Consider the following 18,873-nt stretch of genomic DNA (forward strand, 5'->3'; position numbering starts at 1 on the left):
GATTATTTGTATCATATATTGTTTTCATACAAGCATTGTACACGATTTATGACTGAATAACAATAGATTAAATAATCCAATGATTATATTCAATTCATCCCCGTCTTAGAGAACGGGGTTTTCTTGAATAGGTTTGATAAAAATGCACCTGACTGAGATGTGATTCTTTCATTACTTTTTTTACTTTTAACACAAATGATTTTTTTTAAGTCACTAGGTTCTATCTGACCTTCAAAAAAAGGCTTTTCATCTCTAATGAAGTGAACCAATCTTTTAATTACAGGTTGTTCATTAAATTCATGTTTCTCTAATCCAGTATTAATCTTATTTTGTTCATGCTTTGGCAACTTGGCCAAATTAGCTAAACAACTTGCTGTATCAGAATCATAATATTTAATTTCTTCTTTTTGAATCCTAAAAAAAACAACTTCACCATCACTACCTATACTGGATTTACATGTAAAATAAAGAGCTATCAATGGGTTGGATGTTATATCTAACAATCTTGTTGGTAACGAATAGTGCTGCATACGAACAAGTCTATCAAGAGTATAAGAATCAGATAAAAAATCCGAGGAGTTAGAGACAATCAATTCACGATACAATATATCTTCTTTCTCTAAGTATAAATAATTTCCAAGTTCATCTTTTCTAAATAATGATGGTTCTAATTTGTACTTTTGCTTATCAGAGTGCCCCCTATAAAAAACTTCATGTATGTGAGTATCGTGCTGAAAACTAAAAACTTTATTAATAAATTCTTTTACTGAGCTAGCATGCTGTTGAGCATCTTTTGCTTTTGGAAGGGGAACGCTTTCTTCACTTATAGATATGCTGGCTGGAATTATCTCACCTAATACACTATAGAGGTCAGCATCTTTGACTGCCCAATGTGTACGATTCATCTCCCATGCTCTAATATCTAGAGCTTGCCTATATTGTTCTATCTCAGAAAACTTTTTAGAAGTTATTTTTTCATCAAATTCATACTTGATTTCCAAAGCATCTGTTTGTCTCTTGATGGATGTTATCTTACCTATTTTGAATTCTGAGTCAGCACCTTCATATGCAAAAATACATGGATAACTTTTTAAAGCTTCAAGATTATCTTCATCTAAAACTTGAAAATGTTCAGCAATCTCTTCAACTGTGTATTCTAAAAACCTATTTCTAAAAAATCTATAGGATGTAGCTTCCCATGCATCATCTTCTCCCGTAACCAATAAATTATACATACTGACCTTTTTATCTGAAGCAAAATCAGTATTAATATCAAAACTGCGTTTATCTTTTTTCAAATACTGTTTAGAATCTTTATCAATTTTTCCATTTTTATATGGTTTGTAGAAAGTAAAATGAGTAAAAAATATCCCAGGAGACATCTCAGTCAAAAAGCTTTCATTTTTAGTTAAATTTTCAACAATCACATTAAAATGACTGTTGGAAAAACTTTCATAATCAAGCTTTAAATTAATAGGCATTGTAAACATAAAAGTATCTTCTGGATTATTTTTCATAAACTCAGGAATAATACTTTTAGATTTTGCCATATTAATTTATCTACTCTATTCTCAAACTATTTTGTACATATTATCAATCTTTATTGTTGATTCTCAAACTTTTTTGCTTTTGACACCTGTAGTATTTTAGAATCTGCCATTGCTGTAATATCAATAACTTTTCTCTCAAGCGCTATTAAATTTTGATGATCTTCAGTGAGTATTTTAATCTTATGCATTAGTTCTCCCGGTGAACCAGATAGAACTAATGCAATCATTGCATCCATGCTCGTAATATGTCATCGTGTTGTGAATACACGGGAATTATTTTATATTTTTTGCCGCTTATATCACGTAAGTTTTTGACAGAATGTAAAAAATAAATAGAGTTGATTTCATTAGAAAAACGAAACAAAAATAACAATTGGGTTGATGTCTTGCAATAATTTTATTGTACCTTTAATGTTAGAGGTCTTAGAGAATTTAAATATATCTGGGCTAAATCTAAATGAGTTTACAATCTCTTTTAGCATAATCTCATTTTTATATATGATGTGTATTTGAATTTTTTTTTCTATAGTAATATATGGCTAGACCTGTTCATTGTTTTTCTCTTTATATTGGGGTTTAATAGAAAAATATTGTAGCACAAAAAGAATATATTAATCAATTTTTAAGTAGTTAGTTATAAAGTGAAACGACAATAAAGAATATGTATTTATTTATTCTTAGTTGATTTTTTGCTAGAATTATGTAGAATGTCAGAGTAATAAATTAAAAAAGGCATATGGTTATGATTAGTAATGCAAGTATAAGAGATGAAATAAGTAAACTAAATATTTCGAAGAGTGATGCAGCTCTGCTTCTTAATGTAACAAAAAAGAAACTACCGGCAATAGAGAATGATTATACTTCTTATGTTGAAAAAGCAGAAGCAGAGTTCGAATTGGCAAGAAAAAGATTTGAAAGAGCGAAAGAAGATGCCGAGAAGAAATCAATAAAAAAAGCTGTTAACTCTTCATTGAATTTTTTAAATATTCAAATAGAAGATACGAAAGATATGGGCGAAGCAGTTACAGATAATTTCTAGTTTCTGCTCGTCGTTACTACACATTTTAATCCGCAATATTCATTCATTTTATTGTTTATATATTCAGAAGAAGACTTGTTTATATATTTATTTTTTAAAACTACAAACACGGTGTAATTGTTATAATCTATCTTTACAGAACTGTAAGTAAAAGAATTTTCAATAAAACTATTTAGTTTTTTAAGTATTACGTTGAGATATAGCTTGATTATATTTGCAGATTTATTTTTGACTTCGACATAAAATTTTCCGTCTTTATGGATTACGTTTGGAGAGTCTGGAACTGAAACGAAAAAGAATATATCAGCTTGATTGTAATTTATTTTAAGTAGGTTTTCTATTTTTATGTTTCCATATAGGTTATTGATTACTTCTTTTTTTCTGTTGAATATTTTAAAAGTAACTCTTCCGTCTTCATTATACATTGGCTGTGCATAGAATATATTATTTGCTTTTTTTGCTAGTGATGTAAAGCTTTGTTTGAACATTTTTTTCAGTTCTCTGTCTAGATTTTCAGTAAGAACTTTCTTAAATTCTTTTCTTTTTTTGCTTGATAGTATTATTCTTTTTACTTCGTAAGAGCCTTTTATTATTTGAGTAATGATTATATGTCCAGTTGGTTCTACTGTAGCAGGACCAATGCCGTTATATACCTGTGATAAAGAAAGTCTAACGATTGATTCTATTAGGTTGACAGAAAGGTTATAGGTGAGTGAGTACTCTTGGTATATACTTAAAAGGTTCTCTTCAGATAACACTTGTAGATTTTCTTGCAATATGTAGTCCTCTCTATTAAAACTATTGACTTAACGTCGTATTAAGTCGAAAAGAATTATTATATCAAATCTTTATTATTTAGGAGCTTAAATGAAAAAAATTGTGAAGTATTTTTGTGGTAAGGTTAGATATCTGTTATTTAGAATTGTTGACTTTTGTCATACTGAAGAAGAAAAAGAGATTGTGATATTTGAAGTAAGCAAGGAGATAGAGAAGGTAAAAAAGGCAGAGCATGTTTTAGGTTTTGAAGATGTTTTGCGAGGTAAAATATTAGAGATAGAAGAAGAGAATTCTCTTCTAAAAGGATTGCTTTTTCAAATTTTAATCTTATATAGAGATGGGAAAAATGAAGAGTTGCAAGAGAAATTAAGAGAGACTATTTTATTTATGGAGAGAGAAAATGATTAATGTTGGTACAGTTTTTGAAGGGTATAGGTATGAAGTTCCTTTGGATATTGCAGGACTTTTAAGCACATCGGAGAGGATGTTTTATGTGTTTAGTTTTATCTTTAGTGAAGTGGAAAAGTTAGAGGAATTATATTCAAATGGTGATATAGGTATGCTTCCGATTGTGTTTCATAATCAAGGAAAAGCTGATTTTATTGTTATTGATTATAATTTTTTAGTTTTGTGTTTAGGTCGTTTTATTGAAGAGAATTTATTAGGAGTTGGAAAGAATTTTATTGAAGAGTTTAGAACAAATAAGGATGCAAAGAAAACAAATAATTACTCTAATCAGAAACTTTTAACACACTTTATTTTTGAAATACATTGGAGATGTGCTTATGTAAATGGGTTGAGTACACCATTAAAATTTATGAATTATTCTGTGCAATGTATCTTTGAAAATTATAATACTGCAATGCAAATTGGGGCAGTTATGTTTAGTGTCGTTGGGTTAAAAAAGGCACTAGACAGTGAGAGTTTAGTAGAAAGTTTACTGTTTTCTGCAAAGATGAGTGAGGCAGTGCAGGTTGCTTTTGGAACATCTAAGTCGATTAAAGAGAGAAAGAATGTTCCAGATTGGTGGAAGGCAAATATTAAGAAGTACCCTAAAAAGCTGATGTATTTGAAAGAAACAGAAATGGTGCTTTAAGTAGTGTTTTTTTATTTTCCCTCGCTTATATATATATATATATATTACGTGTGTTATAAGATGTGTGATATATTCCGTGCGATATATTCGCGCTTTATAAAGCGTAAATAATTATTTAATTTGAAAAATTCAGAATTCTGCATTTTTTCATGATTTTTAGTGTATAATTTTCGACAAGGAAGAGAGTGATGGAAACTGCTATCGTATTTTTAATGTTGCTTGGGGTTATCTCCTGGTTTTTAAGGAAGAGAATTTTTTTATTTTTTCAGAAAAAAATGCAAAAAAGAAAATTTAGAAAAATGAAAAATGAAGTTTTCGCAGATGTTCTAAAAGAAGAAGCGACTTTGAAAAACTCTTTTGTCACAAATAGTAAAAATAGTATTCCAGAGGGCACTTTAAAAATCCCGTTTGAAGATGCGATGTATCTTATTAAAAATTATAAAAAAAGAAATGTAATATCAGAAGACGGAAAAGTATTTATCGGAGCTATTTACGAAGGCAACAAAAGTACTAAAGCTGAAGATAGCATAATTGAAAATGATGAGAAGATTGAAATCGAAAATAGCATAATCGAAGATGATGAAAAAGTTAAAGTTGAAAACGGTATAATTGAAATCCCAGACACGAAGGCCGGAGTCTTTACTATTCAGAATAATGTAAACGGCGAACATCTTATCGAGACAGCAGACTATACATTTAAAATCAAAGATGGGTTAATCAAAACTGTTGCTGATAAAACAATTCAACAAAAGAAAACTTCAAAAGATTCAATGTCAAAAGCAGTAGAATTTCAAGTCAAAAGATTCAATGCATTAGAAAACAAAATTGACGGCATCGCTACTAAAGTTTACGAGATTACACTAAGTGATAAGAATAAACAAAATGAGGATGATTTCCAAGAAGAAATAGACGACACGAGCAATAATGAAATTCACGAAAGTCTGAATAATATATTTGTTCCTTCGAAGTCTAAAAAAGAAATGTTAGCTGACTCCTTTGATAATGCAAATTTTAAAAAACAAAAAAATGAGAGTGAAGAAAGGGACGCAGAAAAACAATATAAAGCATCACTTCAATTCAAGAATAATGAAATTGAAGAAACAATAGAAAATGAAACTCCGGTAGAAATAAATTTAAAAACAAATAGAGAAGATAATTTTATCTCAGATAGCAATACACAAACAAATAAAGAAAATCGCGTAAGCAACTTCAACTCCTCTATCGATAAAAAAACAGAAGAAAAATATATAGATGAGATAAATGCTAATAATCAAAAAAATGATTACGCAAAAAGAAAAAAAAGACATTCTAAGAAAAATAATGAATCTACTCAAAGTATAACAAAAGTTCCAGCTTCTTTTAAAGAAGTAGATTTTTCTGATTTTTCTGATTTAGAACTTTTTGATCAATCTAGTTTAGAACTTTTTATTAAAGATTTTATCTATGTATTTTTTAGCGATAGTGAAAAAGTAAAATCTTTTGCTAGCCGGATTTTCTCAAAAAGTAACCACCAGAATTTTATTTATATTGAGGAGAAGCAAGTAGCTCACATTTCTCTGTTGTTTTTTTTCACGGAGTTATCCAAAGAAATAGATGCGGATGGAAACATGGATGAAATAAAAACAGAGTTAATAGAATCCTCTAACGACTTAACAACAGGATTGGTACTAGAAGCAATTAATAACTGTTCCCCTCAAAATAAGATTGTAAACTTTAAGATTAATAAATTTAAAGATAAATTCACTTTCAGGAAATCTATTATGTTGGATGTTAGCAATTCAGAGCTTATTGATTCTCTTACTTTGAATCTTGCAAACTCTACGCTTGTCTTGGAAAAATAAACCCGCCGCTACTCATTAAGAATCTTCCTTGCTTTTTTAATAACTAAATAGCTGAAATCCCAATCGTCTTTAGCGGTTGGGTAGTTCACTAACAAAATAGGAGAAAGCCCTATCGATGTGAACTACTTAACCGCTTAATTAAGTACTAAAAACTCTATGACACTCCACAAACTTATACCTCGACAAGTTCCCGCCGTATTTCTATTGTCTAGCTGCCAGAGCGTCCAACACGCGCCCTAACACAAGGATGAATCCCAAACTCGTGTTATTTTGCAGGCATATTTCTACACTCAAACCTTTTCTCTCATGAAACACCAATAAAAATCTAATATTTATTATATATTAAGTTAAAAGTTGTAAAATTGCTACTATACAAATAACTGAGGCAGAAATGAAAGCAAGAGAACACTGGGTTGCGCTTTATAAGAATATGCAAATATACAGAGCCTGTGCAGAATCTCAGTTAGATATAAACACAATTGTAAAAAGTATAAATATTACTGATTCTATTGTTATCCCTTTATCAATTGAAAACAGAGAGCAAGTAATAAGGTTTTTAGCTTTCGCGCTCACTTCCCTTTCTTTAAAATACTCAAAACTTTTTGTAGACATGATTAATCTTATGTATAAATATGAGTTTCAAAAAACATCGTCAGTGGCTAGCAAGATTGACTTCACGAATAAAGAAGCAAAGAACAATTCTACTTATAAGCATTTATCTAGAATTAATTTATTAGAACACACACTTCGTGTGATTGAAAATACAGTACTCTATGTAGAAAAAAATAAATATCCAGATCATATTAAAGATGTGTGTATTCTTTGCGCGCTATTCCACGATTTTGGAAAAAATAAAATTATTGAAGATAAATACAAAATGAGCACCGATGACAAACATCATCACATAAGTGCTCATTTTTTAAAATCTAAAATTTCATCATATGTAAATGAGAAAGATAATAAAGAGGTTCAAGAAATTCATAATTGGATTTATAAAACTATTTACGAGCACCATCTGCCAGAAAAAGATGCAAACAAAAGTATTTTCAGAGAGACGCTGAAATATTCTGATGAACTTGCAAGAGAACAAGAACTAGATAAATTAGGCGTTTTAGTATGACAGCAAAAGGACATATCTTAACGAGTGGATTTTCGGTATTTCTTCCATTGGCTTTTCTGAATTCCAATAAAGACTTATTCGCGATATCTATTTTTGAATTTATTCCAATTGACAATGAGTTGGATATGCTGATTATATTGTTATCTGTTTATTTTGGATCTTTATTGCCAGACATTGATGAGCCTGAAAGCAGGATTGGAAGAAAGTTTCCTATAGTGTCTAACGTAATAAAAAGTATTTTTGGGCACAGAGGAATTACTCACACGCTAGCATTCCCTCTTCTTTTTATAGTGCTCTCTATTTATTTTGAATCACTAAGATATTTATTTGCAGGAATAGCACTCGGGGTAATAAATCATATATTAGGAGATATGCTGACTAAAGGCGGAATCAAGAATATTTTCTTTCCGTTTCTCAAAGGAAACACTTACGGATTGTTGCCAAAAGATTTTAGATTTTATACAAACTCTGCGTTTGAGAGATTTATCATTTTGCCTGTTTTATTTGTTATGAACTTCTTTGTTGCGTTTTATTTTATAAACAGCTTCTCTTCTCTTCCTATTTTAAATTTTATGAATCAAAATATTAAAACAGTATTCGCTAGTGTGATTTAATTATCATGGCAAAATTTAAAGGGATAATCGCAAATGAACTATTCGCAGAAATCGCAAAATTAGAATTACTTGAGAGAAAGTATAAAGGGATGCAAGATTATTCTTTATGCCTCGAAAAGCTTAAGCAGCTTAAAGAAATATGTACAGAATTTAAAAATAATCTAGACAATCTTTATCTACAAGAACAATTAAATATAAAAAGGACAAGAAATTGAGCGATATTTTAAACAATTCTTCATCGATGACAAATAGTAATCATCATCTAAGTAGTTCCGCTCACGAACAAGTATTAAACGCAGCTAGGAATCGATACAACGACGTAAAACTAGAGAGCCCGAAATTAGAAGCACAACAAAATACCGGAAAGTATGGTATGCATTCCAAGCTGCAAGAGTTTGCAGATGTCATTGAGTATAGATACAAAGAGAAGGCAGACATCTCTAATGAAAAAGATGAGAGTGTCGCAGATTCAACTATGACTGAAGCCGAGATAAGACATGTCACTGTTGGTATTTATTCAGTAGCTTTTGAAAACATGGCAGCGTTTATCGCAGGGGCACTGCTTGTATTAATTATACCTATTTTTGCAACAGCAAACTCTGTTTATTACTTAATAGCAGTCGCTGCCATTTTTTGGGGATATTTTAACTATTTTTTCTTATATGTGACCACAAATTCAAGACAATTTGTCACCGGCCCTACAACTCAAAGACTCTACAGACCTATGGTAGATTCTCTTGAACGGTTTGAGACAGTAATGTTTCTAATATCAATTTTAACAGTCTCTACGGCAATAGGAATGAGTAAGTTCTCGATGTTTATAGATACTCCATACGTGAAGTTTTTTGCAGAGAGGCTAAGCAGGATAGATTCTGGAGGATATATTATTGAAGTGTTTATTTTTATCACGGGAAACTTCACTCTATATATGCTAACAAAAAACTCTCTTTACAAAAAATATAAAGAGTTAGCAAGAAAACGAATGATGAAAATTGATCTAGAAACTTCTACTGCAGCAGACGTTGCTAGAAAAGTGCTGGACGGTGATTATGAAAAAGACATCTTATAAAGGAGGTGGAGAATGAGTGAAAAACAAGAGAAAATTAAGTCGAAGCATTTGCCAAAAGGCACAATGTTTTCAATAATTATGATAGCAGGATTAGCTATTTCATATGGTAGTGCTTACATTATCGGAGCGGGATACGCTATTGTGTTAATGGCTGCAATCGCGATTGCTGGATGGGTTTATGGTAAAAATTATGATGCTAACACGGAGGGATAAAGATGAAAAATAAGTTATTAGGACGAGTGCTTTTGTTTATGGTATTGTGTGCAACAGGATTATTCGCTGCTACAGACCCGATTGAGGCATTCAATATAACATTTACAGAGTTATACACAAATCACTTATCGAAAGTGATTGTACTAGGGGTGGTGCTATTTAGTGCGTATGAGTTTTATAAAACAAAACAGTTTACTTTTTTAATTATAGGGGCAATAATTGCAATTATTGTAGTAGGAGCACCAGACATAGCTTCAACGGGAGCAGTGATGTGGGAAGATAATTTCAGTACTGCAATTAATGCAACTCCGGCTCCTTAATTAGAATCAACAAAAAAAGGCAAAGCAGTGGCTAAAGAATTTGAATTAGAGTTTCCAAAGTATATGAACGACTTCCCGTTGTTTGTATTTTTTCCGATTGACATGATTGTAGTAGCAATCTTGGGTTTTTTTATTTCGTTTTGGTTAATTTCTCTTTTTCTGCCACTGCTCGTTTCTATTTTTCTTGGAGGAGCAATAGGCGTTTTTTTGTTCTTCCAGTACAAAAGGTATAAAAAAGAAGTTGCCCCAGGATTTATTTTTCACATCTTATATGTGCTCGGTTTTGTTTCTATGAATCCACATAGTACCGATGAGGAGATGTTAGAAATGGATGTAGATGGGTTTTTTCCAGAAGGATACGAAACTGAATTTAGCGACTAAAGGAGAGCATATTTTGAAAAACAACGAAGAAGTTCAAGAAGTGGGAATAAAAGAGGAACTATTGGACGAACAGCATCATCTTGATAGCAAAGATGGGAACAACAACGAAAAAGCTACAAATAGTTTTATTGGGAAAATTCAAAACTCCAAAAGCATCAGCTTCGGAAAAGATTATGAAAATGAGACCGATAATCTTACAAGCGACAATAAGACACTTTGGTTTATTGTCCTATTTTTAATATTTGTTATTGTTTCTCTCCTTGTGGCAAACAACACATTAGCAAGTAAAACAGTTATGAGCGTTGAAATACCGAGTAAACTCTACGATGGTAGCGGCAAGATAGATGTAACAGAAGATGACGCAAATGAACTCTATTATAAGCTATTTGGGCAATATTTCATAAGAGAAAATACGCAATTTAAAGCAGATACTCACTCTGGGTATTTAAAAATTATCGAAGAGGCTATGACACCGACAAGACACGCCTATAAGCTTGTTGATTTTGAAAAAGAAAAAAACTTTGTTGTTTCAAATAATGTGTCTCAAAAATTGATTGCGATTAAAAAGATTTCAGAGCCGGCCATACAAGACAAGCTGCATGTTATCGCTATCGAAGCAACCGTCCAGCAAACGATAGGAGGAGTAGAAGAAGCTCCTAAAGATTGTGAGTACAGAATAGTATTATATAGACAGAACTGGAAACTATATGTTTTAGATTATAAGCACACATGCTTTGATAAATTTGAAGGCACAATATGAAAAAAATAAAAATCGGATTATTCGTCCTCGTATCGCTCACGGTTGGTCTATTTGGGAAGGATTATCCTTTGCTGCAAAATCAAGAGATAATTATTCCCAACAAAGAACTTACTGTTATTGAGTTTCCCTTTGAGATAAATGGAGAAATAAGATACGGAATTTTTAACACCATTGAATCTCATTCAAAACAAGAAGAAGAAAAGAATGAAGAGATAAAGCCCGTTGTTTTAGAAGAAAAGACTACCCAAAATAAAAGAATTTTATCAAGAGGAAAACAAGGAGAAAGCACAAATTCCGTATCTTCTAAAAAAACAAATACCCCGGTGCCAACATTTAAAAAAGGGATTAATACTTTAGAAATAATGCCTAAAGTGACAGGTGATTTCGATATGACAATTTGGGGTTATCAAAAATTTCCAATTGTTATAAGAGTAAAAATAAAAGATAAAGAAGAGGGAAAGGTTATAAATAGATTCATATCCTTTAAAGACTACTCTGCAATGAAGGCTGAACCTCTTAAAAACTCCGCACATGAAGATGCTATCGCTAGCATGATTAAACCTATGTATGTAGAGGCCCATACAGAAAAAGAAATTTGTATTGACGGACACCAGCTTTCATTACCAGTCTGGGAATTCAGAACACAAAATGGGTTATTTGTTAAGGCTATATATGAGTGCAGCGGACAAAGATATGCTGCCTCTAAGTGGGTGATAACTAATGAAAATGCGCGCCCTCTTTCAACCTCATACAGCGAAGATTATGAGTATTTACATAAGAACCTAGTTAAATTTTTCAGGAGTAATGGGAGAGCTGTATATGCAATGAATTATGCCTCCGGGAACAAAGTTTTAAGACAAAATCAGAGCGCATATCTTTATTTAGTTATGAGCGCAGATAAAAGTAAAGTCTATAAGAAAATCCTCTCTATAGACGAAAACGGTTTAAAAAAAGAAGATAAAGAAATTAAAGAAATCTCTTCGAATTTTTCAATCATAAAATTGACGGAGGCTCAAAAGATTGAAGAAGAGGAAGAGAAGGCAAAAAAAGAGGAAGAGAAAAAGCTTAAAGAAAATAGCTTCGCTCCAGCACAGCTGGAAACTATATATTCCCCATACTATAATATTCCTACAGAGGCGAGTTTAAAATGATGAAAAAAATAAATACTGTTATTATTTCTTGTATTCTCTCAACATTGCTTTTGGCGGAAGATTCCACGAAAGAAAAGTATGTTGGAGACAATAGAGACAAAGCGAACAATGAAGTTGACAGCAAAGAGTTGTTTTTAAAACATATCAACACGGGATGGGGTATGTACTACGAGGGGAGTGACGAGCAAGAACAACTAAAAAAAGAGCTAGAAAAAGGCTCTGCCACCGATAAGACTATAGTTATGCTCCTTAGTGAAATACTAGACACAAATAAAGAGAATCTCAAAACAAATAAAGAAATTTTAAAAGTATTACAAGGCGAGTTTGATCCACAGCCTAAGAAAATGGTCGTGGATGGAAAAGAGTGTTTCGAAAACGATAGTGCTAGATGCTATAAGATGCCAGCGTTTACGCCTGAAGCTAAAATGCCAATATATGTAAACTTTCACCAAAACCCAAGTATTCAAACTGCTGCTGAAGTCATAAAATGGGAAGATAAACATTTTTGGGAGATAAGAAAGTCTGCTCATCTTAGACAGCAGGCTCTTGCGCAATTTTCCGATGAAATAAGACCTTATAATGGAACAAACAGAACTGGATATAGAGATGGCAGAGGGGAATACGAAAAAGTTCATGAAGCAGCCGTGTTAAAAACATTATTAAAGCTATCGAGCAAATACAGATATGACTTTTATTTTGGGGAAAATGACGGTGAAAATTTACATCAGGTAACAGTTGCGCTAAAACTTATTAGAACTTTTGAGGAATATGGGGAATTGCCGGTTAGATTTGTGTTTAACAGTAACAAGTCTGCATCAACGATAAAAGAAGTTATGAATACGCTAGACAGAAAAGCCTTTGATGCGAAAAATCCAATTGAGTTTGCCGTTCTCCCAAAAGCGGAGTATAAAAAACTCAACATTAAAGTAACACCAAGCTTTGGAGTTCTTGACAAAAAAAAGAAAACTTTCCAGGTGTTGACAGCAGGGCAGACAACCGTAACAAAAATGATAAACAGCATAAAAGCATTTATGATGGTAAAAGATGAGTTTAAAGACTCCATGGTTTCTGATTTTAAAGTGATAAAAGAAAGTGGGGATTTTATGATGAAAAAAGTTGAAAAACAGTTCAACCTAACAGATATAGAAAAAGCACAATTTAAAAAGGTTATGAAATGAAAAAAAGATTAAGACCACTTGTAAATCTATCAACAGTGATATCACTATTGATAGCCCCTTCGTCTATTTTAGCCGTTGACTTTGCTACGAAGATGCTCAGTAACACAACTCCTGCAAGAAGCTGGGAAGACGTGGCTAGTGGGACAACATACACTAGCTATGGAAGCGGCACATATAAATTTGCAAGAACTAATAATTTTGCGCCATGGGTGGAAATCAAAGGTCCATCGGCAGGAGTTAGCTGCTCCGGGTTTAGTTTTGACTTAGGCTTTATAGGGATTATGAATACTGATGAAATCGGAGATCAATTAGGTCAAGCTGGTGAAGCTTTCATGTGGGGGCTCCTGACTGTGTTTAAACTTGCAACTCCTAATCTTTCAAAAGTTTTTGAATTTATTAATGGAATGATACGCCAGATACAGGATTTATTAAGGAATGCTTGTGCGATGGGCGCAAAAATGGCTCAAGCAGGAGCGGCGATGACCGGAAATCCGGATGGATTTAAGCTCATGGGCCCAATTGATAAAGCAGTAGATTTGTTGCCAGTAGAGGAAATGCAAAAACTTAACAACAAGTCCTTCTTAGACAAATATGATGCGGCAATGGACAAAATAATAGAATCAGAAACAGCAGAAAATGCGAATGCTATAATAAATAGTTTCCTTGAGTCGTCCGTTGACAGATTGGTAAAAAGCTTAGGGGGAGGCGGTTTAAAGTTTCTTGATGTTAAAATCAAGCAGGAAGCAAAAAGATTTACAGGAAAAAAACCTTTATTAACCCATAAAAAACTTTCTGAATTATTTGATGATGGGAAGTTAAAAGTTGGAGAGGAAGAAGTGACTTGGGCATTTTCTAGTGATGAAAGAATTCTAAACAAAGCAAAATATCTGTTGGTTTCACAGCTGTTAGGGCAAGTTGTCCTAAAAGATGATATCTCTGCAGAAAACAAAGCCCTATTTCATGTAAATGAAGCTGATTGGAAGGATACACTAAGAGGGCTTGCTGAAAAAAAAGCAGGAGGAAAACCTAGCAATATCTCCCAAGAGATGACAGAACAAGTTTTTACAATAATACCCCCAAGAGAAATAAATAGCGCAGAAGAAGTTGTAAAATTTTTATTAGAAGGTAATTCAGATGAGAAAATAAAAACAGATAATAGATACTTAAGTGTTCTCGTTTTCCCTAGTTCAAGTTATGGACCATCTATCGTAGAAAGAAAAGCAAAATTTACACAATACTTAGAAGAAACATTCGATAACTCACAGATTGAGATGGAGTTTAAGGGGTTTGAAGATGGGTCAAGACAAGGAATAGCATATCTTATAGATAAAAACCTTCCACCAGAAAAGCATATTAATGATATCGGAAGTTATGTAAATGGACCCAAAGCGACAATTAGTTCGGCAACCGTGCCCGTGCTTGCTGATGGAATAGGTAAGTATTGTCGAATCTTAGGACAAACAACAAGAAGATTTGGAACAACGCAGGCCATTTTGCAGTATAAAGCAAATCTCATTAAACTAAATGCAATTTTGGCAGCGAAAGATGTGCTAGAAGCCACAATCTCGACAATCGGTGAGACGGAAAATATAGATGGAGTTAAAGATATAAAAGATGTCAGATTGAGAATAATTCACGATGCTTTGGATATATTGCACGAGAAAGAGATGGCGATTATTGGCAGTTACGTTCAATGGGACGAGCATTTTAATGCGCTAGATGCTGCCAATAAAAACAAATTGGAAAAAACAAAAATATGAAAAAGATATTTATAGCAATCTGCCTATTCCTTGAGTTGCAAGCCTTGCTTGCTAATGAAGCAGCTATTATGAAAAGTCTAGAGAAAGATAAAAGTGATATATCGATAGCGACTAAACTGATGGGGGAACGTAGATTTAAAGAGATGTTTATGAAACTTGAAGAGAATATAAAGAACTCAAACAACCAATTGGTAGTACTCCAGTCAAAGTTATTATACAGCACTGTAGTTTTAGATTTTGAGTATGAGAATACAGTAGCGGTTAAAACCGCTCTTGAATTCATGCTCCCCCTCGCAATGGAAAAACAACTAGCTGGATATGATTTTATTGTTGCTAATCTGTTTTTTTTAAGCAAAAAATACGATGCGGCGGACATGTTTTTAGAAAAAGCATGTAGTTCTAAATCAGCACCACAAAAAATCGTCTATATGTGTCAAAACATGAAACATATCACAACCTCATGGAATGTTAAAAAAATTGGAAATTGTGCTGAGAAACAATCGCTAGAAGCGTTTTAAAACAAAATAAGGAAATATGTATGGATGTGGATGCGAAATTTTTATGGACGGTTATTTTATATAACGATATCGTATTCTTAACAAGCGTTATTGTCTCGCTTTGGATGAAATATTTTGGAATAATTGACGAAATAAATATTATTACGATAATGGTTTTAATTCCATTTTTTCTATACTTTTTATCAGTTAAAAAAATAGAGGCATTTCTAAGACAAGTTGAAAAAACTAATCAATCCCATGAATTAACATTGTCGGCTACCTCAAAAGTTTTTATTTTATTTCTTACTCTTGTAGCGCTTCTCGGAACATACTCTTTGGTTAATGAGGCACTAAAATGAGAATATTACTTGTTCTATTATATTTAACGCTATCTTTGTATTCTGCAGATTACGTCGATGATTTTCCACTTTATATAGAGGGAGATTCTGGCTATATAGCTTATTTTTTAAATGCCGCCGCAATGCTCGCTAACGATGATCAATTCAGAATACTACTTGGTATGGCGATTACTGTTTCAATCGTTATTTCGGGATGGCAAATGCTGCAGGGTGGACTAAGTATCCCTTTTAAAGCTTCAGCTACAATTCTCGCTGGAATTGGCCTTATGTTTACCCCGGTCACTGTGCATGTTGTTGATAAAAGGACAGAGCAAGGGTTTTTACTAACATCAACTCCCGGCTGTACAGTAACAGATACTTACAGAGTAATCGCGAATGTTCCTTATATTATTGCTTTACCTGCTTCAATGGCATCAACTTTTGGCTATGGTCTTCGCCAGGCAATTGGACCGTCAATAGTTCCAATTATAAATTCTGTAGGTGAAGTAGTTGATCTAGCTGGGGTTCAGACTTCCTCTGGTGGACACGGGGTTCCAGCGGATATGATTAAAAAAATATGGCAAACTGCAAATCTTGGAGGAAACAACCCAGTAATGATAGCGTTTAAACATAATTTTGAACTTTATATAAAGGATTGTGTTCTCGGCTATTCTTATATCAAAGGTCAAAGCTATGATGATGTTTTATTTAATCCAACAGGTGATTTATTTCAAGCAATTAGCCCAGGGCGTTTAAATTATAATTCTGCAGACACAATTGTTCATTCCATCACTGGAACAGAAATAACAGAAACATGTGAAGATTTTTATAACAACAGAGTAGGAGGAAGTGCTTTAAACACAGTAAAAGATGCTCTTGTTGTTAAGGTGCAAGCAAATACCGAGCAGTGTGTGAGCTATACAGCTGTAGCAGATGCTATGAAAGACGCAGGCTATTTTTCTATAGCAGAAGACCTTAATGCAACAGGCATCACATCTATGTCAGGTATAACCGCTTTAAAATCTTATATTATAAATGCAGCAGTTGCTCCAAGTTTGATTTCTGCCTCAGAGGAATTCGGAGGAAGCGGGACAATTTTAGCGAACAGAATGACTGCTGCGCTAAGTAAAGCAAAAATGCAAATGGAGGGAACTGGCGGTTATCACTTTGCCGTAGATATGCTTCCAAAAAGCATCCATTTCATTTATGGCATAGTATTATTTCTTGGAATTTTAGTTGGTGCATCTGCACTAGCTCAACCGTACCAAAATTCTTTAAAAATATATATGGGATATATGATATCTTTTGTGATGTTTGAAGTAATAAAGCTTTCAATTCTTATTGTAGATGGAGCGGTTATGTTCTATGAGAGCGGGAGAGCTTCTGACAAATTAGCGGCGATGAATCTCAATGGGGCTAGCTTTGCCAATATGTCGGCACATCTGGACAACATAGCGACAATGACAGCCCTCTCCGGCACGATTGGTACTATGATGATTTTTGCGATTCCAGGAATACTCCTGAAGGGTAATTTCTTTAGTCTGATGGGAATGTTAGGCGCAGGCGGTCAAAAATATGCTGGCAATGATTTAGATACATCTCTTGGTGCAAAAGCTCAAAAAACAGGCGCTGATTTAGCAATCAATGCTCTAATGAACGACGCAACAGCGATGAAGCGTTTAAAAAGCATGAATATAGACATCCCAAGTGGTGTAGGTGCACTAGAATATTACAACAATATTCAGCAGCAAATGAGTACCATGAGTAGTGGAGCTGGAGCAATGGTTAGTTCTAATACTTTACAAAACCAATCGAAAGTAACAATGGTTCAAAGTGCTTCTAAAAATGTAGAGATGGCAGGGCACGGCTCTATAATTGATACAAGTAGCGCATTAAGTGTTGCCTCGGAGAATGGTATTACTGCAGCGTCAACAATAAACAATACAAGAAAAGCAAGAGATACTAAAGAAGTAATAGACTCTGATGGAAAAAAACACAAATGGAATGCTGCGGATGTCGGGAAAGCAAGTGCTTTTTCTAGCACCATGAAAGAAATGCAGTCAGCATCATGGGGAAATGATGTTGATTTAGCGGATGCCTTTACTAATGCAGTGAACGATGGTATTACTGAATCACAAATGGTGACAGACACAAGAAAGACAAGAGATACCCCTGTTCCTATCAAAGACGAAGAAGGTGATATAATAGGTCATGAAAAGTGGGGTGCAAGAAAAGTTGCATTAGGAAATGCAAGAGCAAAAGTTGCGAAAGATTTTGAGTCCATGGGAGCAGTTAATGGTGTCATAAATGATGCCCTAGGCGTAGAGGACATGCTTGCTGGCTCGATGAAGCTGGGAAGAGAAGGTGTTAATAAAACAATGGCTGAAGGTGAAGTTTGGGGGGCAAAAACTGATGCTCAAAAAGTTGATTTTATGAAAAAAGTGAAAGAGAATCAAAAAGTCAAAGCATTCGGTGGTGTTGAAGCTGAAAACGCAGAGATAATGAAGCATGGTGGCGTAGATGGTGCTAAAAAAGACATGATTACAAATGCTCAAAAGAAAGGTATTGATTCCGCTGCTGACGCCAAAACACTTAGAGGAAATTATGGAAATAATATTAACGGTTCAAAAAGTGTTGTTAGCAAAGAAGAAAAGAAAGCGGCTAAAGTGGCTATAAAAGAAGCAGAAAAAGAATTAGAGGCTCTAAACGAAGAGGAAAATAGTCATATTTGGACAAATTCAGAAAGTGATAAAGAAAAAGCGATAAAAAACAATAACAAGAAAAAAGAACTTAATGGAAAAATAGAAGCAGCTAATGCAACAATTAACAATAATGACTCAATGACATTATCGCAGCAAGCTGAAGAGATAAGTCAGTCCAAAATAGATTCAACTTTGGGACAAGCTGTAGGGATTAAAGCAAATAGGGCTGCAGGTGTAAACCTTTCAGAAAATGCAATGTATGGTGAAATGTCTAAACAACAAGGCATAAAAGCAAAAATTGATACAATGGGTGGCGTCAGTAATGCAGTAGGCTTAGACGTAATGGATGCTGGACAAAAAGCATCTCAACAAAAAGGTGCAGTAGAGGGTCTTCAAAAAGAAGCGGAAGATATAGGTAAAAAAATAGGCAAGTCTGCGGCTCAAGTTATGCAAGATGCAGCCAACAC

General features: G+C 33.4%; 21 protein-coding genes. 18 read left to right on the forward strand and 3 right to left on the reverse strand.

Annotated features, from left to right (window positions below; all coding sequences use genetic code 11):
* Window positions 1-89: 89 nt before the first annotated feature.
* On the reverse strand, window positions 90-1,235 hold the full coding sequence (locus KKE17_15715) for an FRG domain-containing protein (GenBank protein MBU1711444.1): 1,146 nt from the start codon (window positions 1,233-1,235) through the stop codon (window positions 90-92).
* Between the two features lie 365 nt (window positions 1,236-1,600).
* Entirely contained in the window at window positions 1,601-1,786 is a 186-nt protein-coding gene (locus KKE17_15720) for a hypothetical protein (protein ID MBU1711445.1), read from the reverse strand.
* Between the two features lie 506 nt (window positions 1,787-2,292).
* Here KKE17_15720 and KKE17_15725 point away from each other — a divergent pair.
* Window positions 2,293-2,589 carry a hypothetical protein gene (locus KKE17_15725; GenBank protein MBU1711446.1) on the forward strand — a complete coding sequence of 99 codons (297 nt, stop codon included), beginning with the start codon at window positions 2,293-2,295 and terminating at the stop codon, window positions 2,587-2,589.
* Here KKE17_15725 and KKE17_15730 read toward each other — a convergent pair.
* Window positions 2,586-3,365, reverse strand: a complete 780-nt coding sequence (locus tag KKE17_15730) for a hypothetical protein (protein MBU1711447.1) — start codon at window positions 3,363-3,365, stop codon at window positions 2,586-2,588. The genes KKE17_15725 and KKE17_15730 overlap by 4 nt on opposite strands.
* 91 nt (window positions 3,366-3,456) lie before the next feature.
* On the opposite strand from KKE17_15730, the gene KKE17_15735 reads away from it, so the two are divergent.
* From KKE17_15735 to KKE17_15815, 17 genes are all read left to right on the forward strand, one after another.
* Window positions 3,457-3,774, forward strand: coding sequence for a hypothetical protein (locus KKE17_15735; protein ID MBU1711448.1), 318 nt, complete (start codon window positions 3,457-3,459; stop codon window positions 3,772-3,774).
* Window positions 3,767-4,462: a hypothetical protein gene (locus tag KKE17_15740; GenBank protein ID MBU1711449.1), complete on the forward strand. Its 696-nt coding sequence runs from the start codon at window positions 3,767-3,769 to the stop codon at window positions 4,460-4,462. Before KKE17_15735 ends, KKE17_15740 begins: the two co-directional genes overlap by 8 nt.
* A 188-nt stretch (window positions 4,463-4,650) precedes the next feature.
* Window positions 4,651-6,303 (forward strand): hypothetical protein, encoded by a 1,653-nt coding sequence (locus KKE17_15745; protein MBU1711450.1) that lies wholly within the window; start codon window positions 4,651-4,653, stop codon window positions 6,301-6,303.
* Window positions 6,304-6,694: 391 nt separating this feature from the next.
* On the forward strand, window positions 6,695-7,423 hold the full coding sequence (locus KKE17_15750) for an HD domain-containing protein (protein ID MBU1711451.1): 729 nt from the start codon (window positions 6,695-6,697) through the stop codon (window positions 7,421-7,423).
* Entirely contained in the window at window positions 7,420-8,037 is a 618-nt protein-coding gene (locus KKE17_15755) for a metal-dependent hydrolase (protein ID MBU1711452.1), read from the forward strand. The genes KKE17_15750 and KKE17_15755 overlap by 4 nt, the downstream gene beginning before the upstream one ends.
* Before the next feature lie 5 nt (window positions 8,038-8,042).
* A complete protein-coding gene (locus KKE17_15760) occupies window positions 8,043-8,252 on the forward strand; it encodes a hypothetical protein (GenBank protein MBU1711453.1) in 210 nt (69 codons plus the stop codon).
* Window positions 8,249-9,106, forward strand: coding sequence for a hypothetical protein (locus tag KKE17_15765; GenBank protein MBU1711454.1), 858 nt, complete (start codon window positions 8,249-8,251; stop codon window positions 9,104-9,106). The genes KKE17_15760 and KKE17_15765 overlap by 4 nt, the downstream gene beginning before the upstream one ends.
* A 12-nt stretch (window positions 9,107-9,118) precedes the next feature.
* A complete protein-coding gene (locus KKE17_15770) occupies window positions 9,119-9,319 on the forward strand; it encodes a hypothetical protein (protein MBU1711455.1) in 201 nt (66 codons plus the stop codon).
* Window positions 9,320-9,321: 2 nt separating this feature from the next.
* Complete coding sequence (locus KKE17_15775) at window positions 9,322-9,639, forward strand: hypothetical protein (GenBank protein MBU1711456.1); 318 nt, start codon at window positions 9,322-9,324, stop codon at window positions 9,637-9,639.
* Window positions 9,640-9,666: 27 nt separating this feature from the next.
* Window positions 9,667-10,020, forward strand: a complete 354-nt coding sequence (gene traL / locus KKE17_15780; protein MBU1711457.1) for a type IV conjugative transfer system protein TraL — start codon at window positions 9,667-9,669, stop codon at window positions 10,018-10,020.
* Between the two features lie 13 nt (window positions 10,021-10,033).
* Window positions 10,034-10,780 (forward strand): hypothetical protein, encoded by a 747-nt coding sequence (locus KKE17_15785; GenBank protein MBU1711458.1) that lies wholly within the window; start codon window positions 10,034-10,036, stop codon window positions 10,778-10,780.
* Window positions 10,777-11,931 carry a hypothetical protein gene (locus tag KKE17_15790; GenBank protein ID MBU1711459.1) on the forward strand — a complete coding sequence of 385 codons (1,155 nt, stop codon included), beginning with the start codon at window positions 10,777-10,779 and terminating at the stop codon, window positions 11,929-11,931. The genes KKE17_15785 and KKE17_15790 overlap by 4 nt, the downstream gene beginning before the upstream one ends.
* Entirely contained in the window at window positions 11,928-13,109 is a 1,182-nt protein-coding gene (locus KKE17_15795) for a hypothetical protein (protein MBU1711460.1), read from the forward strand. Before KKE17_15790 ends, KKE17_15795 begins: the two co-directional genes overlap by 4 nt.
* Entirely contained in the window at window positions 13,106-14,869 is a 1,764-nt protein-coding gene (locus KKE17_15800) for a conjugal transfer protein TraH (GenBank protein MBU1711461.1), read from the forward strand. The genes KKE17_15795 and KKE17_15800 overlap by 4 nt, the downstream gene beginning before the upstream one ends.
* Window positions 14,866-15,387 carry a hypothetical protein gene (locus KKE17_15805; protein ID MBU1711462.1) on the forward strand — a complete coding sequence of 174 codons (522 nt, stop codon included), beginning with the start codon at window positions 14,866-14,868 and terminating at the stop codon, window positions 15,385-15,387. The genes KKE17_15800 and KKE17_15805 overlap by 4 nt, the downstream gene beginning before the upstream one ends.
* Before the next feature lie 20 nt (window positions 15,388-15,407).
* On the forward strand, window positions 15,408-15,725 hold the full coding sequence (locus tag KKE17_15810) for a hypothetical protein (protein MBU1711463.1): 318 nt from the start codon (window positions 15,408-15,410) through the stop codon (window positions 15,723-15,725).
* Window positions 15,722-18,873 (forward strand): conjugal transfer protein TraG N-terminal domain-containing protein (locus tag KKE17_15815; GenBank protein MBU1711464.1); only part of this gene is annotated, 3,152 nt, incomplete at its 3' end. The genes KKE17_15810 and KKE17_15815, both read left to right, overlap by 4 nt.

The sequence above is a fragment of the Pseudomonadota bacterium genome, assembly GCA_018823135.1.
GTDB lineage: Bacteria > Desulfobacterota > Desulfobulbia > Desulfobulbales > CALZHT01 > JAHJJF01.